This window comes from Actinoplanes sichuanensis (assembly GCF_033097365.1).
Classification (GTDB): domain Bacteria; phylum Actinomycetota; class Actinomycetes; order Mycobacteriales; family Micromonosporaceae; genus Actinoplanes; species Actinoplanes sichuanensis.
In genome coordinates, this window is sequence record NZ_AP028461.1 from 4,075,298 (window position 1) to 4,091,915 (window position 16,618).

Genomic DNA, 16,618 nt, shown 5'->3' on the forward strand with positions numbered 1-16,618 from the left:
GGCGTCTACGGCAGGCGGGGCAGGAGCCCGGCCGCCTGCGCCGCGGTTGCGATCCGGCTGCGGAGCTCGTCGTCCGGCGGGACATCGGTCTCCAGATATGTGGTCAGGGTTCGGAATGCGTCGTCCAGCTCATGCAGGGCCGGGTCGGCGTCGTCTGCGGCAACCGCGTCGATCAGCACTCGGGCGCTGCGGGCCAGTTCCCGCTGGTACACCTCGACGATGCCGGGCCAGCCGTGGTGCACCCAGTCCGGCCACGCGTCGCGCATCCTCTCGACGTCCACGCACATCCGCAACCGGTAGAACATCACGCCGAGGTCGTAGTAGCGGCGACGCTCCGGGCGTACGTGGCTACCGGTGATCTGGATCAGCAGCTCGAACGTGTCACGGATGGATCGGCGCCGGCGGTTGAGCGACGGGTCGACCATGGTCTGCGGTCGGGTCCAGGTGGTCAGGTCGCCGGCGGCGTAGTCGGCGGCTTCGATCAGCATGGTGGGGACGCGCAACTGTCGTAGCTGATGCACGGTCCATCGGCGTACGGTCCCGAGTTCCTCGACCGTCTCGGGGGGCAGCGCGAAGGCCACGAAGTACAACTCGCCGAAGATCTCGTAGAACTGCTCCAGGTCGAAGCCCAGCCACAGTTCCCAGGGTGGTTCCGGTGACAGGGCGGTGGGTGGGTTCAGATCCCGGTCGACGGATTCGGTCATGGCGCACCGAACAGTTGGAACGCGGCTACGGTAGCCGCGCTGCCGGTCGCTGCTGCGGCCTGCCGCAGCGACTCTGCGGGCCGTCCGGTCTCAGCGTAGAGCCGGTGGAAACGGCGCATCAGGTCGGCGGTGACGGCGTCGTCGACCTGCCACAGTGGTGCGACGACGGTGCGGGCTCCGGCGGCGAGGAGAGCCCCGGGCAGCCCGACGTACTCGGCGCCGGCGAGGATCTCACCGGTCCCGGCGTGGCAGGCGCCGAGTACGACGAGCGCGGCTGAGAGCGGGGTCCGGCGGACGTCCGCGTACCAGAGCAGCGCGCCGTCGGCCAGTCGCAAGCCGGAGTAGTCCGGGTTCTCTGGAAGGTAGAAGCCGTGGCAGGCCAGATGCACGACGTCTGCGCCGCCGGCTTCCTGCCGATAGCGGTCCGGGGTGGCATCGGCGCCGGTGTGCACCGTGGATTCGGCGTAGTGGTGGGCGGCAGCCTTGCCCTCGCGGCGTGCGTGCGGCAGGGAGCCGTCCGGGTCGGCGAACGCGAGTAGGGTGGATGCCGGTCGGGCCGGGCTCTGCAGGATCCGCGCCAGGATGCTCAGGCTCGGCACTCGGCCGACTCGATACCGTGCCGTCAGCTCCGGGTCGGCGGGTGTCGCCCACGCCCCCACGTCCGGGACCACGAACAGCCGGGCGCCAGGCGCCACCCGTGTGCCGACCGGGTCTTCGGTGATTCCGGCGCGATCGATCAGCCACCTGTCCCGCACCAGCACGGCGTCGTCTTCGTGGAGTAACTCGCGGAGTCGGGCGACGGTCACCGGGGGCGGGATCTCTCCGGTGGCCCGGATTCGCTGCGCGGCGATGCGTTCCCGGTCGCGCTGTCGCCGTAGGCCGACGGTGAGTAGGTGCCGGTTCGCGTCGCTCGGCCGTGCCGCGTAGCTGCGGACGAGATCGTCGAGCGTGCCGCCGGCCGCCGGGGCGGTGGCGGCCAGCAGCGATCGGCTGGCATTGCGCTCGAGCACGTCGACGGCTTCGGCACCGGTCACACAGCGTGCCAGCGCCTCGTAGACCGGCGTGTATACGGCGGACAGTCCCCGATGAATCGTCCCGGACCGGGTCGTCGCTCGCATCCGCTCGGAGCGTGCGACCAACGTTTCCAGGCGTTCTCGTAGGGCGGGGGACGGTGGCGCCTCGGCGAGGGCGGGCGGTAGGGCGGACAGTTCACCGGTGTGGCCGGTGGCGACCGCTAGGCGGTGCTCGCAGAGTGGGATCCAGGTCGCGGCGTCGGAGCCGAGCTTGGTCGTGTTCTCGAGGCACCATTCCAGTTGGGCGCGGGTGTACTCCGGATCGTCACTCTGCACCGCCTGCACGTAGGTGAACCACCACGGCATGCCGCGTGGGTCCACCACGCCGAGCCGGCCGATGGTCTGCGTCAGAAGCGGTTCGTCGCCGAGCCCGAGCGCGGCCACCAACAGTCGACGGAGCGCGGCGGCCAGCCCGGTGTCGTCCCTGGCTCGGGAGAGTGCACGGACGGCGCGGTCGGCGTGTTGGGCGAGCCGCTCCAGGGAACCCGGCGCCGGCCACACCGTGCGGAGGATCAGGTCGCAGAGCATGCCCTCGGCGTGGCCCTCCGAACGCGGATCACCCGTGTCCCGGGCCGCTTCGGCGGCGCGGACGAGGATCGATTCGGCCTCCTCCACGCGGTCCGCTGCGATCAGTTCCCGCGCATGCTGTAGGGCGTCGGTGTCCGCGGCGTCCGCCGGTGCGGTTCGGTGCTGGGGCTCCTCGAAGGGGGGCAACCGGCTCAACATGTCCCGCAATGCCTCCAGGTAGCCGAGCGAGAGGCCGGATGCCGCCGCGTCCTCGATCAATTCCCCGACGAAAGCGGTGGCGGCCGGGGTACGCAGTGCGTGTTCGGCCTGCACCACCTCCGCCATCTCCGCCGGGCTGGAGGCGTGCATGAGGGCGCACACCGCGTAGACGGCCGCGTGCCGCGCCTCCAGGTGATCCTCGAAGAACATGTGCTGCATCGGTCATCGCCCGCATGGGCAGGTCGTGCCGCCCGGACACAGCAGGAACGTCACTTGTCGGATCGCGAACCGTGCCGTCTCCGGTCCGGTCCAGAATTCGCGTGTGCCAGACCGCAGCATCGCCGCGAGCGTTCCTCCCGCGCTCGGGCCGCCGCGCTCGGTGACTCCTTCGCGGGCTAGGCCGCGAAGGTCCTGTGGCACGTCGGAGAAGACCGCCAGGAGCGTCTCACAGCGGGGTCCGGCGGGCGGCACCGCCGACGGCCAGAGCAGCGGGAGGCCCGGGTCGTGCCCGCCGGGTCGCTCGCCGATGGCTCGGGTGTCGCCGGGGGCGAGCGCCATCCCGGCCGGTTCGGACTCGTTCAGGATCGTGACTCGGCCCGCGAGACCGAGGTCCAGCACACTCGCATAGACGGTGGCCGAGGCATCGGCGCCGCTGGTCACGGCGATGCGGATTCCGTCGCCCCGGTGAAGGACGACGCCGTCGGTAACCGGCCCGGTGGGACCGTCGAGGCGCAGTTGCACGGGCGCGTCCAGGTCGCCGGGCTCGTCGCCGAGGCTGCGTAGTCGCGCCGAGGTGACCAGGCCGTCGACCTGGCGTCGCAGCCGGACCGGGTCGGGCTGCGGGTCGCGGTGCAGAGGGAGACCGGCGCCGTCGTGCAGCAGGTAGCCGGCGGAGACCGTCACGATCGCAGCCTCCTCGCCCTCCGTCACGACACGGACGCCCGGGATCGAGGTCAACGCCGCGACGATCGCGTCGTCCGCGTGGGCTACCCGCACGCAGACATCCTGGCCGGTACTGCGCCAGGGGTGCGCCGTTCCCTCGATGGTGACCTCGCTGGGAGCCGTCAGTGCGGCCGCCTCCCCCTCGAGGTGGCTGACACGGACGATCGGCGCGTCCGGGTCCGGGGATCGTCCGGCGGGAGCGAGCAGAAGTTCATCGCCGGGACGGACGCCGTGTAGGCGGGCGCCGTCGATCCACGCCTGGCCGGTCATCGTGTCCACCCGGATCGGGTGTGGCCGCCCGGACGGGCGCAAGGTCGTCGTGAACGCCACGCGGTCGGACGGGCCCGCCGCCTCCGGTCGCTGCAGAGGGTTACGGGCCATGACCGGCAGACGGGCGCGGTCGATCGCCTCCGTCCAGGTCACGTACGGATCGTCGCGCAGGATCGGCATCAGCGCGGCCGTGAGGTAGCCGTGGGAGCGGCCCAGTTCGGGGGACCAACCCTCCATTGCGGTCTCCAGAGAACCGCACGCCATCACCCGTACCGCGTCGGGGTTGGCATCGTTCCATCGGGCGTCCGGATGGGCGGCCTGCAGTCGAGCGAAGGCGTCCGCCGCCTCCTGCCACCGCCGCGTCACCGCCGTGACCGGCCAGTCCATCTCCCAGCCGCGCGCCCGGGGGCCATCCCCGCGGGCCATCCGCGACGAGTAGCAACAGTCCAGGATCGCGGTCACGTTCGGGCTGCGCAGCGTCAGCCGACACAGCAGCACGCTCAGTTCGTCCGCCAGAATTCCCCGAAAGTCCTCTGTCCTGGTTTCGGCCACGTCGGTCGGTAGCAGGAATCGCAGTTCTCGAGGCACACCGGGCAGGTCCGTCGTCGCGCGCCCGCCGTGGCCGGAGTAGTAGACGACCACGGCGTCCCCCGGCCGGGTCGCGGTGATCAAGTCCTCGAACGCTTCGAGCACGCCGGCCCGGGATGCCGAGCGCTCCCGCAGCGAGGTGACCTCGAAACCACGCGACTTCAGGACGTCGCCGGTCAGGTCGGCGTCATCGTGGCAGCCGAACAGGCCGTGGATCTGACTCGCGACAACCAGAGCACGATCCGTCACATCGCTCACCATCCTCGCCGTCGGCAGTCGGCTCCATTGAGGATATGGATCGAGCGGGGCCGTTCGGTGGCCTCGCGGTGTGAACGGGCCGAACGGTTCGCGGTCCGGCACGAACGGGCGGCCCATTCCGAGTAGCCGGCCACGGTGATCGGGTCTGCGGCGGCGTTTGTCAGGAAGCGTCCATGCCGAGCGATTCCCGGATGGTTCGGCGAGCCTGGTGCAAGCCGGATGGCAGATCCGTTTCCGCACGCTCGACCAGGGACTTGAGTGGAAAGTCGTAAAGTTCTCCGGCCGACTCCGGATCCGTGAGCGTGAGATACGAATGGGCGTGAGCGGCGATCAGGTACCTGGCCGGGTGGTAGGGCCCGTAGTAGTACAGCGCGGTGTTGACGATGTCATGAAGCATCAGGGTTGCCGTGCCGGAGCGGCCGACAGCGACGTAGCCCGCGGCGAAGTCGACATGGACGTGCAGGGTGAGAGGGTGGATCGGGCCCAAGACGGCACGGTACATGTGGAGCAGATGTCGCATCCGCTCGAGGAAGCCCTCGACGTCTCCGTCCGCCACCAGCTGTTTCGTCTGGTCCAGCAAGAACGCGAGCCGCTCGCGATCGTCGGAGGAGTGCGGGACGGGCAGAGGTAGCCGATCCTCCTCTGCCAGCGGTTTCGGATGCCGCAGCCAGACCAGTTCCTGTTTGGACCGGTCGCTGCCGCGGAAACCGATCGCTGTGGTGAGTTCCCGCAGATGTCCGGTCAGGTCGTCGGTGACGAGGGCCTCACCGGTCCGCCAGATCGCGAGATAGTCGGTGAACGCTTCGAAGGCCCGGTCCAGGTGGATCTGACCGGGGTCGCGCTGCCGGGTGGGGCTCTCCTGCGCGACCATCGTCTGGAGGACGGCCGTGGCGCGTGACAGTTCCGCGTGATAGGTCTGTTGGAGGTGGGAGAACTGGTCCGCCAGGTTCTCGGGGAGCGCCGGGATCAGGCGGATCATTCGTACGCACAGCCGGATCCGGCAGATCATGACGCCGTAGTCGTAGTACCGCACCCGGTGACTGTCGATCGCGGTGCGCACGAGATGTTGCATGTTCTCCATCTCCGCGCTGATCTGCACTCTGGACTGCGCCCAGTCCGGTCCGAACCGGGCGAACTCGGGGTGCCCCGGCAGTTCGGCCACGATCTCCTCGAACCGATCCACGACGGTCGGATCCACTCCCAGCTCGCGGATCCGGTCGGCGGTCCATCCGCACATGTCGTGCATCCTCTCCAGGACGAAGTCCGGAAAACCCCGAGTGATGATCACGTCCGCCTCGGTGTAAGCGCAGTAGACATCCTCCAGGTCGTGGCCGATCTGGAGTTCGTCGGGCGGTCTGGCCAGGGTCTCGGGCGGAGGTGGCTCGATGTCCCGTGCGCCGGTCATGACGCACCGGGAAATCTGTACGTGGCTGGTGCGCCGAACAACTGGAAACCCGCCCAATGATAAGGATGGGTCGTGCTCGGATCGGCAGCCATCGCCTGCTGTGCCTGCCGCAACGCCTCGGCGGGCGGGGCGAACTTCTGGAGGGCCCGATAGAAGTGCCGCATGAGCGTTTCGGTCGAGGCGTCGGAGACCGCCCACAGGGGTGCCAGCACTCCCTGCGCTCCGGCGGCGAGAAACGCGCCGGGGAAGCCGACGTACTCCGAACCGAACCGCATCACGCCGGTCCCCGCGTGACAGGCCGCCAGAACGACCAGCCTCGCGTTGAGCTCGTAGCGTGCGAGTTCGCCGTACCAGAGCACCTCGGGACGGTCGGCGGGACCGGCGAAGTGTAGGGCGGAGAAGTCCGGATCATCGGGGAAGAAGAACCCGTGGCAGCCCAGATGGGCGACGTCGGCATCGGCGAGGTGGGCCATCATCATGTGGTAGTCGAGCCGATCCCCGGTCACGGTGAACGCGTCGATGAACGTGCTCGCCGCGTAGTCGATCTCCGCTCTGGCGTGCGGCAGGCTGCCGTCGGGATCACCGAATCCGACGAAACGTTCGAGGACGCGCTTGAGCCGTGGCTTGGTCAGCAGGTGCGCCAACAGGGTGAGGCTCGGCACGTAGCTCACTTCACGGGTCGCGGAAAGCATCGTGGGCGCCAGCACTCCCAGGGGGATCCGCCATAGCGACCCGTGCGGCACGAAGAACAGCCGGCACCCCCGCGGAACGTGATCTGAGACCGGTTGCAGGAGATGGGCCGTGAGCCAGGAGAGCGCCTCGGAGCCGGCCTGCGCTCCGCCCAGCGGGCTGGACAGCTGAGCCAGTATGCCCTCGACCACCTCGTCGACCTCCTCCACGCGGAAACGGCCGATCGCCCGGCAGCCGCCCCCGCTGATGAGGAAGATCGAACCGTCGGCGCCGCAGACCACCACGCGGTCGTTCTCGGCGAGCAAGGCCCGCACCGACCAGGTCGGCATCGGTGACGTGGCCGTGGTGAGGCCGGGCGTGGCCGCCAGGAGCCTTTGCTCCTGACGCTCCAGTGCATCCCGCTGGTCGCCGAACACCCGGGTGAGCAACCGACGGTTCGGTTCGGTCGGCGCGACGACGTACGTCCCGAGCGCCTCCTGAAGCACCGTCGAACGGGAGTCCTCCCACACCTGCGGATGCCATTGTCGCCACAGCTTGTGCATCGCCGTCTGCGCGAGCAGGGCCCGACTCGCGGCGAGCTCGTGGACGTCGATCGCCTCCTCCGCGCCACGCAGCGTTTCGGCGCACCGCTCCGCCGTCCGGTAGGTGATCTCATGGGCGTCCGAGAGCTCTCGCTGGAGGGCCTGCGACCGCCCGTACTTCCGCAGCTCCTCGACCTTGCGAAGGATCTCGTCAAGTCGACGCGCCGCCTCCTCGGTCGGGCCGTCGGCCGCCACCTCGAGTGCGGTCACCGCGGCCCGGAAGAACTCGGAATCACCGTCACCCAGGGGTATTCGTCGGCCTTCCAGGAGTGCCAGCTTGCCCTCGCACATCTTGCGGTAGAAGTCGGCGTGGGAGCCGAGCAGGTCGGCCGACTCGACGCACCACTGCAGCCCAGTGATCATCGGCTCGATCTCTTTCGCGGTCATCGCGGCCGCGTAGGCCCGCCACCACCGCGCCTGATCCTCATCCAACCGTTGCAGGCGATTCAGCGCGCTTTCCAGGTTCCGCTGGTCGGCGAGGTCGGTCAGGACGGTGATCATCGCCACGACCGCGTTGGCTTCGCCGGTGGGGTCGGGAGCCCGGCGGTAGGCGTCCGCACCGCGGCGGGCGTGTACCAGCATCCGCTGACGGGTTCCCTTCACCATGTGGGCGGTCCTCGACAGCAAGGTGAACAGGCCGATCTCCGCACTGCCCTCGACCGAGGCCTCGCCCTCGGCCCGGGCCAGGCGAACGGCCTCGACGAAGGCCGCCCTGGCCTCTTCGATCTGGCCGCGGTCACGCAGGGTACGCGCCCGGTCGTCCCACTCCCCGGCGTTCTGCGGCCGGTCCGCTCGAAAGTCCGCGTCGGGCGGCTCCACCGGCATGTCATCGGCCTCGACCGCGCCCGTACGGACGGTTCTGATCATCTCGAGGTGCGCGGTGAAGAACCGCTCATAAGAGTCGTCGGGCAGGGGCACGGTGCGAACGAAGTCGATGATGCGGTCCATCAGCCGTTCGGCCTTGGGACTGCGGAACTCCTCGCGCTCAGCGATCATCCGAAATCTGGCGCGCGGACTGCGTTCCGTGACCAGGCTCACCACCGCGTCGCGGACAGATACCTCGGTGCTCTCGCCCATTCTCGACTGCAGAAGCCACGCCGCCTGAACGATGTCTGTGACGAAGCGCGCGACCTTGCTGAGATGTTCCTTCTCCGGGTCGCGCGCGGAACCCTCCATCAATCGATTATGCAAATGTCGACGGAGCTCGGCCGAGTCATGGTCGGCCCCTGTCGCCTCGAAGCGTTGATCATGCGTGGCCGCACACCAGCCGCACAGTCGACGAGGCCTACGTCGGCGAAGGCGGAGAACCGGGCCTCAGCGAACACGAGGAAGAAGCGAAGGTGCTGGTACGGTTCACCGATGTCGGGGCGTGCGGGGGCCGGTCGGCCGCGTTCCGGGCGCGCCACGATCTATGACGTCGCCCGTGCCGCAGGGGTGTCCGTCGGGACCGTCTCGCGGGTTCTGAACGGTCATCCGGTCGGCGACGCCAGCCGCCGGGCCGTGCAGCGTGCGCTGGCCGGCACCGGGTATGTGCCCAACGAGCACGCCCGTCGGCTCGCCGGTGCCCGTCCCGCGACGGTGGCGTTTCTGCACTGTGTGTCCGGGGACCGGTTGCTGGCGGATCCGAACGTCAACGCGCTGCTGCTCGACTGCCTGCGCTCTCTCGGCGAGCAGCAGATCATGATGGTCACGCCGGTCCCCGGCGACGGGCCGCCCGAGGTGGCCGTGCGGATGTTGGCCGCCCGGCTCGACGACCCGGTGCTGATGTTCTCCGCGCCGCTCGCGTCGCCTGCGGTCGACGACCTGGTCGGCCGTCATGTGCCGGTGGTGGCCTGTGGAACGCCGCTGGGTCACGAGCGGCGGGTCTCCTATGTGACCAGCGACGATCGTGAGGGTGCGCGGCAGATGGTCGCCTACCTGCGTTCGCGGGGGCGGCGGCGGATCGGCGTCGTCACCGGGCCGATGGATCTGCCCGGTGGCGTCGAGCGGCTGGCCGGCTATCGTGACGCCGTCGGCGCGTTCGATCCCGCGCTCGTGGTTCACGGCGACTACACGTACGCCGGTGGTGTCACCGCGGCCGAGCGGCTCCTGCGTCAGGCGCCCGACCTGGACGCGATCTTCGCCGCCTCCGACGTGATGGCCGCCGGCGTGCTCGACGCCTGCGCACGGGCCGGACGGCGGGTCCCCGAGGATGTGGCGGTGGGCGGCTACGACGACGCCCCGATCGCTGTCGGTACCACGCCGCAGCTGACGACCGTGCGTATCCCGTGGCGCCGCTACGCCGATCGGCTGACCAGTCAGCTGCTGCGTCGCATCGACGGCGACGACGCGTCCGGCGTGGTCATGCCGGTGGAATTGATCGTTCGCGGGTCGACCTGATCGGTCGGGCGGGGCCCGTTCTCGGCGCAGCGCCGGGTCATCGCGAGGTGGCCTGGTAATAGGATGCCAACTTTTCCGTTCGCCCCCTACGGGAATCGACGAGTGACGATACTGTCCGGTGTGGATCTGTTCGATACACAACGGGGGAAAGTGATGACGGTAAAGAAGCGAAGGCTGCTCGGCGCCCGGGCGACGGCGATGCTGGCGGCCTCGGTCCTCGGGTTGGCCGGTCTGGCCGCGGCCGATCAGGCGTTGGCCGGTGCGGTCCCGACGGCGGACGCGGCGTACGGGTATGTGGTCAAGGTGGCTGTCGGAGGCGATCGGGCCTGCACCGGGGTGCTGGTCGATCCCAACCTGGTGGCCACGTCGAAGGAGTGCTTCACCGTCGGGTCGGCCGTCGCGGTCACCGGCCCGGCGCCGGCCGGCAGTAGGGTGACGACCCGTTCGGATCAGCCGACGGCCGCGCAGACCGTGGTGGTCGACTACCTGCACGTGCGCGACGACCGGAACCTGGTCGTGGCGCATCTGGCCAAGAGCGTGACCGGGGTACGGGGCAGCGCTCCGGTGTCTGCCGCCGCCCCGGTGGCCGGGGAGACGTTGCGGGTCCTCGGCTTCGGTCGGACCTCGACCGAGTGGGTGCCGGCGCTGCCGCACACCACTCAGATCTCGGTGCAGGACGTCTCGGCGACGGGTCTGGCGGTCATGCCGCTGGCGGACGGCACGATCTGCAAGGGCGACGCCGGTGGGCCGGTGATCCGGGAGAAGAGCGACGGTACGGCCGAACTGGTCGCAGTGCTCAGCACCTCGCGACAGGGTGGGTGTCTCGCCGAGACGAGCACGTTGCGCGACGCCACGTCGACCCGGGTCGACGGGCTGGGCGACTGGGTCGGCCAGCTCAAGGAGTTCGAGCTGACCGGCCGGGTGGAGGCCGCCGGCGGGACCGGATGTCTGGTCGTCAAGGTCGGCAGCGGCACGTATCAGCTGGCCGGGGGTGACGCCGCGGTCGTCAAGGCGGGGCAGACCGTTCATGTGTACGGCTATCGGGCCCCGAGCCCGGTGGGCTCCTGCACCCAGGGTCTCCGCTTCCAGGTCACTCAGGCGTACGCGGTGGAGACGGTGCTCGGCACGGTGACGCAGGGGGTCGAGGGGTGCCTGCTGCTGTCGTCCGGTGGTGTGACGTACCGTCCGATCGATGGTGATCCGGCCGTCGTCAAGGTGGGCGCGAAGCTGAGCATCGCGGGTTACCCCGTCCCTGGGGCCAGCAAGTGTGGCCAGGGCACGGCGTTCCGGGCCCTGTCGGTGACGCCGGCGAAGTCGGTCAGTCTGCGTGCCCGGGTCAACGGCAAGTACGTGACCGCGGATAACGGCGGGGCGAACCCGCTGATCGCCAACCGGGACACGGTGGGCGGCTCGTGGGAGAAGTTCGACTCGTTCGAGCTGGGTGACGGTGTGATCGCGTTGCGGGCGCAGGTGAACGGCAAGTACGTCACGGCCGACGGTGCCGGTGACCGGGAGTTGATCGCCAACCGTGACTACGTCGGCGGGACGTGGGAGAAGTTCCTGCTGGTCCGTAACGCCGACGGCAGCGTCAGCTTGAAGGCGGTGGTGAACGGCAAGTTCGTCACGGCCGAGGACGCCGGGGTCAAGCCGCTGATCGCCAACCGGGACACGGTCGGCGGTTCGTGGGAGAAGTTCGATCTGAACGCCCTCTGACGCCGTCTTCAGCACGGCAGGTCCGCGGTCTGGCCGCGGGCCTGCCAGGCGACGACCCGTAGCCCGGTCGGAGGTCTGGCGTGGTCAGCGTGTCCATTTCAGGAAGCGCTCGAACATCTCCGTCGCCGGGGTCGGCGGCAGATCGCGTACCGCCTCCTCGAGTCGGTCCCACATGTAGATGGCGAGTTGCACCAGGTCATGGTCCGCCTTCAACTCCTCGCGGGCCGGATCACAGGGCCACAGGTGCCCGCACGCGAGGCAGTCCCACGACGGCCGTTCCGGCGTGTGGACTCTCACTGCCGCCGGCTGCGCCACTGTTGACCCTTGGTCATCAGCGGCCGCTCATTGCCTCGCACCGGGCGGACCGCAACGAAGTGAACCGTCGGTCCGTTCCAGCGTGGATCCGCGATGCGCAGGGATTCGGTGACGGCGGGCGGATCGACGGTCACCGCGTCCGGGCAGGGGAACCAGGCACAGCCGCAGGCGCATCGCGTCTTCCAGGGCATGAACCACACGCGCACTTCGCGGTGCCTTCGCATGGCCTTCTCCTTCCGTGGAGTAGGTGCGGGTGTGGCTGCCGCAGCACGGGATCCGCAGCCACCACACCCGCACCGCGGATTCTGCGCGCGCATTTTTATTGAGTCAACTTTGGATGCGCGTTTTGATTCAACCGAAAGAGTGCACGCAGGGGTGATCAAGCGTCGATGCGTGAGGCAGAATGCTCGGCGTGGACAGTCCGACGTTCGTGAGATTCCAGCTCGGCGCGCAGCTGCGCCGTCTGCGGGAAGAAGCCAAGGTGTCGACCGACAAGGCGGCTGAGTCCATCGAGGTCACGGCGAGCACGCTGCGCCGGATCGAGTCTGGCAAGGTCGGCATCAAGGGACCTTCACTGACCGCGCTTCTCAACCGGTATGACGTGCAGGACGAAGAGCTGCGCGAGACCCTGCTGTCGATGGCGCGCGAGGGCAAGGCGCGCGGGTGGTGGGCGAAGTACAGCGACCTGCCGCAGGTCTACCGCCAGTACATCGGCCTCGAATCCGCGGCTGAGGAGATCCAGGACTTCCAGACCATCGTGGTCCCCGGCTTGCTCCAGACCGAGGCTTACGCCCGGGCCATGACGAGCGAGGATGCGTTCAAGCCGAGCACGGAGGCGATCGAGCAGCGAGTGACCGTCCGACTGGAACGCCAGAAGCTGATCACGGAAGGCCGACTGCGGCTTGTCGCCGTGATGGACGAAGCGGTTCTCCATCGGCAGATCGGCGGGGCCGAGGTCATACGTGACCAGCTCACCGCCCTACTCGAAGCGGCCAAGCTGCGGAACGTCACTCTCCAAGTGATCCCGTTCCGCGAGGGCGCCTACGCCTCCATGCTTTCGAGCTTCGCCATCCTCAACTTTCCGGGCAGTCCGGGGGTGGTCTACATCGAGGGTTTGACCGGAGACCTTTACGCTGAGGGTGACGACGTGCAGCGCTGCACGACCGTCTTCAATGACCTTCGATCGTCAGCGTTGTCACCCACCGCATCCCTTGAGATGATCAAGAAAATCCGCGACGCGGAGCACCAGCCATAGGAGTAGTCATGCTCGACCACAACTGGCGCACCAGCACCCGCAGTGGCAGCAACGGCGCGTGCGTCGAGGTCCGGCGCGTGGACGACACGATCGAGGTCCGTGACACGAAAGACCGGACCAAGCCCGCGCACGCCTTCACCCTGGCGGAGTGGGAGGCGTTCATCGGCGCGGCCAAGGACGGCGAGTTCGACCTCTAGGGATCGTCATCCGGTTGCGGATTCCGGGAGGCCGCCTGCGTTCCCGCGGGCGGCCGGAGGGCGCTGCGATCACCACCAGACACACGATCAGGCGAATCCGCCCCGGGGCCGTTGACTCACCGTCACGGTATCTCTTGAAGCGGGTCATACCGTGCCGAAGCGGTTCGCCCGGAGCTACAGCGCCGCCTGCCCTCTGACGCCTGCGATGGGGACGCGACGGTCGCCGGCTGGGGAGCTTTGATCGAGGCGCATCCTCGCTGGCACGTTCACGCCTGTCACGTATCGCGGCGCTGATACCGCGCGACCATGGTGTGCACCGCCTCCTCCACGGCCTGCTCGATCGCCGGGCGTTCCGGTGCCCAGTCGGTGAGCAGGAGCGCGGGCCAGAAGACGAAGTTGGCGATCATGCCGAGGAACTGGGTCGCGGCGAGGTCGGCGTCGTCGACCTTCGCGGCACCCGCTTCGCGCGCGGCGATCAGGTAGCGGCTGACCGACTCGAAGTAGGGCATCTTGCCCCGGCTGAACTGTGCTTCCCCGAGTTCGGGGAAGCGTGGGAGCTCGGCGATGACGATGCGGAACAGGGCGGTCATGCCGGGTCGGGTGAGTAGTTCGACGTACCGGTGACCGATCGCGGTGAGTCCGGCCCGCAGGTCGTCGGTGGGTAGGTCCGGGCTGCTGTCGGGCTCGTCGATCTGCCAGGCCTCGGTGACGATCGCGTCGAAGAGCGCCGCCTTGGTGGAGAACTGCTTGAACAGCGTGGCTTTGGAGACCCCGGCCGCGTCCGCGATCTTGGCGAGCGAGGTCCCGTCGTAGCCGGAGGCCAGGAACAGGTCGGTCGCGGCCTTCAGGATGGCCGTGCGTTTCTCCTCGGCCACCCGTCGGTGGTACGCGGAGGGTTCGGTGCTCATGGGCGCCAGTATGCCCGATGGCGAGGTGAGTCACTTGACTCACCACCTGGTGCACGCCTACCGTCATGGACGAGGTGAGTCGGTCGACTCACCACCGGCATTTCGCAAAGGAACAGCTCATGCCACGCTTCACCGACCAGACCGTCCTCGTCACCGGCGGCACCGGCGGGCTCGGCGAAAGCCACGTCCGCGCCTACCACGCCGAGGGCGCGAACGTCGTCATCGGCAGCACCGCAGGTGGTTTCGACACGGCCTCCGTACTCGCCGCGGAACTGGGCGAACGCGCCCTGGCGACGCGACTCGACGTCACCCGCGAGCAGGACTGGACCGTCGCGGTCGCCGCGGCCGAGCGGGCCTTCGGGGCGCTGACGATCCTGGTGAACAACGCCGGCGTGCAGAATCCCGCCACCACGATCGAGGCCACCGACCTCGCCCGTTGGGACCGCACCCTCGCGGTCAACGTGACCGGTCAGTTCCTCGGGATCAAGGCCGTCACCCCGGCGATGCGGCGGGCCGGCGGCGGGGTCATCGTGAACATCGGTTCGACCATGGGCTACGGCGGTACGGCGCTGTACGCCTCGTACGTCGCGAGCAAATGGGCGATCCGAGGGCTGACGCTGACCGCCGCCCTCGAACTGGGCCGCGACGGCATCCGGGTCAACGCGATCCACCCCGGCGTTGTCTCCACCAAGCTGATCAACGAGCCGTCGGCGCCGGGCGAACGACCGATCTCGGACTTCTACGACCCGGAGCCGTTCGCGGTCCCCCGGCTCGGTGATCCGGCCGACGTCAGCGCCGCGCTGCTGTATCTGACCTCACCGGAGGCGTCGTTCGCGACCGGCACCGAGCTGGTACTCGACGGCGGCCTGCTGTTGGGCCCGGCGCTTGCGGCCGGCGTCTGAGTCGGGCACGGACATGGTCACCGACCCCGCCGTCCGCGCAGCGCTGGAGCTGACGCCGGCCTCGCCGACCCGTGCACGGATCGTCGACATCACCACGGTCGGCCGCCGCACCGGCCGACCGCGCCGGATCGAGATCTTCTTCTACCGCGTGCACGGCAGGTTCTACCTCAACAGCGGCCTGCTGCGGCCGCCGAGTTGGTACGCGAATCTGCTGTCGCATCCCGATTTCACGTTCCACCTCAAGAACGGCGTGCGGGCCGATCTGCGCGCCCGGGCTCGGCCGGTCACCGATCCGGGCGAACGCAGGACGGTCTTCACCGAGGTGGTGGCCGACCTGAACCAGCCGAGCAATCCGGGCACCATCCAGCAGCCCACACATCTGGTCGACTGGCTGCGCACGAGCCGTCTCGTCGAGGTCACCTTCCCCGACCTGCGGCGGTGAGGCCTACAGCAGCGTGGTCAGCGCGCCTCCGTCGACGCGCATGGCGGATCCGTTGACCGCGGAGGCGACCGGGCTGGCGAGGAAGGTGACCGCGGCGGCGATCTCGGCCGGGTCGATGAACCGGCCCAGCAGCGACGTCTGGTTGGCGCCGATGATCGCCGCCTTCATCTGCTCCTCGGGGATGGACTGCGCGGCGGCCAGTGTCGTGACCGTGTCGGCGACACCGTCGGAGTAGGTCGGGCCGCCGAGTACCGAGTTGACCGTCACGGCGGTGCCCTTGGTGAGTTTGGCCAGGCCGTTGCCCACCGCGAGCATCGCGGTCTTGGACGTGCCGTAGTGGATCATGTCGGCGGGTACGTTGACGCCCGACTCGCTGCTGACGAACACGATCCGGCCCCAGCCCCGTTCGAGCATCGCGGGCATGAGCCGTCGGGCGAGCCGGACGCCGCTGAGCACGTTGACCTCGTGATAGAGGCGCCAGTCGTCGTCGGAGATCGACTCGAACGGCTTGAGCTCGAAGAGTCCGACGTTGTTGATCAGGATGTCGACGCTGCCGAGCCGGTCGCACAGCCGGTCGACGTCGGTCGGGTTCGCGAAGTCGGCGGGCAGGCCGGTGACCGACACCCCGGGAACCTCGGCGCGCAGCGCCTCGACGGCCTTGTCGAGTCTCCCGGGGCCACGGCCGTTGAGGATCACGTCCACGCCTTCGCCGGCCAGGGCCTTCGCGGTGGCGTAGCCGATGCCTCGGCTGGAGCCGCTGATGACGGCGGTCTTACCGGTGAGCTGCAGATCCATGGGTTCTCCTCGTTGCGGGCGGCTGCGGTTGATTCGATGCTGCCGGGCTGCGATGAGCACCCGATGAGCAAGCCGACCGGGACGAGGGAGTACGTGGTGAGGGGTGTGCTCAGCGGCCTGTTCGGCGCGGTCGAGGAGCAGTCCAACGGGTTGTACGCCAACGAGTTCGCCCGTCGGGCCGGGCTCGAAGCGACGCCCCGCCTTGAGATCGGTCCCGTTGTGTCCGACTCCAGGTCTGCCGGCGGTGCTGATGGTCGAGCGACTCGCCTCCCGGACGGATGCCGCCTACCGGCACTGGCCGGCGTCGGTCGGCGACGACGTCGTCGCCGAAGCGGTGGCCGTCTTCTGCCGGGAATCCCTGCCGGCCGCGCTGCGCCGCGAGTTGGAACACTCCCCCGACGTGCGGGCGCACCTGTTCCACCTCACCGACACCCGACTCGAAACGGTCTGGCCGACCGATATCGCGGGGTGAGGG

Annotated in this window: 16 protein-coding genes; 7 read left to right on the forward strand and 9 right to left on the reverse strand. The window is 69.0% G+C overall.

Going from position 1 to position 16,618, the window contains the following annotated elements:
* Positions 1 to 5: 5 nt before the first annotated feature.
* From Q0Z83_RS18790 to Q0Z83_RS18810, 5 genes are all read right to left on the reverse strand, one after another.
* Positions 6 to 704, reverse strand: a complete 699-nt coding sequence (locus Q0Z83_RS18790; protein ID WP_317795252.1) for a hypothetical protein — start codon at positions 702 to 704, stop codon at positions 6 to 8.
* Positions 701 to 2,713 (reverse strand): CHAT domain-containing protein, encoded by a 2,013-nt coding sequence (locus Q0Z83_RS18795; protein ID WP_317795253.1) that lies wholly within the window; start codon positions 2,711 to 2,713, stop codon positions 701 to 703. Before Q0Z83_RS18795 ends, Q0Z83_RS18790 begins: the two co-directional genes overlap by 4 nt.
* Before the next feature lie 12 nt (positions 2,714 to 2,725).
* A complete protein-coding gene (locus Q0Z83_RS18800) occupies positions 2,726 to 4,552 on the reverse strand; it encodes a caspase family protein (protein ID WP_317795254.1) in 1,827 nt (608 codons plus the stop codon).
* A gap of 169 nt (positions 4,553 to 4,721) precedes the next feature.
* Positions 4,722 to 5,966: a hypothetical protein gene (locus tag Q0Z83_RS18805; RefSeq protein ID WP_317795255.1), complete on the reverse strand. Its 1,245-nt coding sequence runs from the start codon at positions 5,964 to 5,966 to the stop codon at positions 4,722 to 4,724.
* A complete protein-coding gene (locus Q0Z83_RS18810) occupies positions 5,963 to 8,413 on the reverse strand; it encodes a CHAT domain-containing protein (protein WP_317795256.1) in 2,451 nt (816 codons plus the stop codon). The genes Q0Z83_RS18805 and Q0Z83_RS18810 overlap by 4 nt, the downstream gene beginning before the upstream one ends.
* A 183-nt stretch (positions 8,414 to 8,596) precedes the next feature.
* On the opposite strand from Q0Z83_RS18810, the gene Q0Z83_RS18815 reads away from it, so the two are divergent.
* Both Q0Z83_RS18815 and Q0Z83_RS18820 read left to right on the forward strand, forming a co-directional pair.
* A complete protein-coding gene (locus Q0Z83_RS18815) occupies positions 8,597 to 9,616 on the forward strand; it encodes a LacI family DNA-binding transcriptional regulator (protein WP_317795257.1) in 1,020 nt (339 codons plus the stop codon).
* A gap of 153 nt (positions 9,617 to 9,769) precedes the next feature.
* On the forward strand, positions 9,770 to 11,329 hold the full coding sequence (locus Q0Z83_RS18820; RefSeq protein WP_317795258.1) for a trypsin-like serine protease: 1,560 nt from the start codon (positions 9,770 to 9,772) through the stop codon (positions 11,327 to 11,329).
* Positions 11,330 to 11,413: 84 nt separating this feature from the next.
* Here Q0Z83_RS18820 and Q0Z83_RS18825 read toward each other — a convergent pair whose 3' ends face one another.
* Together Q0Z83_RS18825 and Q0Z83_RS18830 are read right to left on the reverse strand one after the other, a co-directional pair.
* Positions 11,414 to 11,626, reverse strand: coding sequence for a hypothetical protein (locus tag Q0Z83_RS18825; RefSeq protein WP_317795259.1), 213 nt, complete (start codon positions 11,624 to 11,626; stop codon positions 11,414 to 11,416).
* On the reverse strand, positions 11,623 to 11,868 hold the full coding sequence (locus tag Q0Z83_RS18830) for a hypothetical protein (RefSeq protein ID WP_317795260.1): 246 nt from the start codon (positions 11,866 to 11,868) through the stop codon (positions 11,623 to 11,625). The genes Q0Z83_RS18825 and Q0Z83_RS18830 overlap by 4 nt, the downstream gene beginning before the upstream one ends.
* Before the next feature lie 188 nt (positions 11,869 to 12,056).
* On the opposite strand from Q0Z83_RS18830, the gene Q0Z83_RS18835 reads away from it, so the two are divergent.
* Positions 12,057 to 12,899: a helix-turn-helix domain-containing protein gene (locus Q0Z83_RS18835; RefSeq protein WP_317795261.1), complete on the forward strand. Its 843-nt coding sequence runs from the start codon at positions 12,057 to 12,059 to the stop codon at positions 12,897 to 12,899.
* An 8-nt stretch (positions 12,900 to 12,907) separates the two neighbouring features.
* Entirely contained in the window at positions 12,908 to 13,096 is a 189-nt protein-coding gene (locus Q0Z83_RS18840; protein WP_317795262.1) for a DUF397 domain-containing protein, read from the forward strand.
* Positions 13,097 to 13,371: 275 nt separating this feature from the next.
* Here the strand turns inward: Q0Z83_RS18840 and Q0Z83_RS18845 are convergent, their stop codons facing one another.
* On the reverse strand, positions 13,372 to 14,004 hold the full coding sequence (locus Q0Z83_RS18845) for a TetR/AcrR family transcriptional regulator (RefSeq protein WP_317795263.1): 633 nt from the start codon (positions 14,002 to 14,004) through the stop codon (positions 13,372 to 13,374).
* A 119-nt stretch (positions 14,005 to 14,123) separates the two neighbouring features.
* Between Q0Z83_RS18845 and Q0Z83_RS18850 the strand changes: the two genes are divergently transcribed.
* Positions 14,124 to 14,906 carry an SDR family oxidoreductase gene (locus Q0Z83_RS18850; RefSeq protein WP_317795264.1) on the forward strand — a complete coding sequence of 261 codons (783 nt, stop codon included), beginning with the start codon at positions 14,124 to 14,126 and terminating at the stop codon, positions 14,904 to 14,906.
* A 13-nt stretch (positions 14,907 to 14,919) separates the two neighbouring features.
* Positions 14,920 to 15,348, forward strand: coding sequence for a nitroreductase/quinone reductase family protein (locus tag Q0Z83_RS18855; RefSeq protein ID WP_317795265.1), 429 nt, complete (start codon positions 14,920 to 14,922; stop codon positions 15,346 to 15,348).
* A gap of 3 nt (positions 15,349 to 15,351) precedes the next feature.
* On the opposite strand, the gene Q0Z83_RS18860 is transcribed toward Q0Z83_RS18855, so the two are convergent.
* Positions 15,352 to 16,143, reverse strand: a complete 792-nt coding sequence (locus tag Q0Z83_RS18860; protein WP_317795266.1) for an SDR family NAD(P)-dependent oxidoreductase — start codon at positions 16,141 to 16,143, stop codon at positions 15,352 to 15,354.
* A gap of 244 nt (positions 16,144 to 16,387) precedes the next feature.
* Here Q0Z83_RS18860 and Q0Z83_RS18865 point away from each other — a divergent pair, with 244 nt between their 5' ends.
* Positions 16,388 to 16,615: a hypothetical protein gene (locus tag Q0Z83_RS18865; protein WP_317795267.1), complete on the forward strand. Its 228-nt coding sequence runs from the start codon at positions 16,388 to 16,390 to the stop codon at positions 16,613 to 16,615.
* Positions 16,616 to 16,618: the final 3 nt, after the last annotated feature.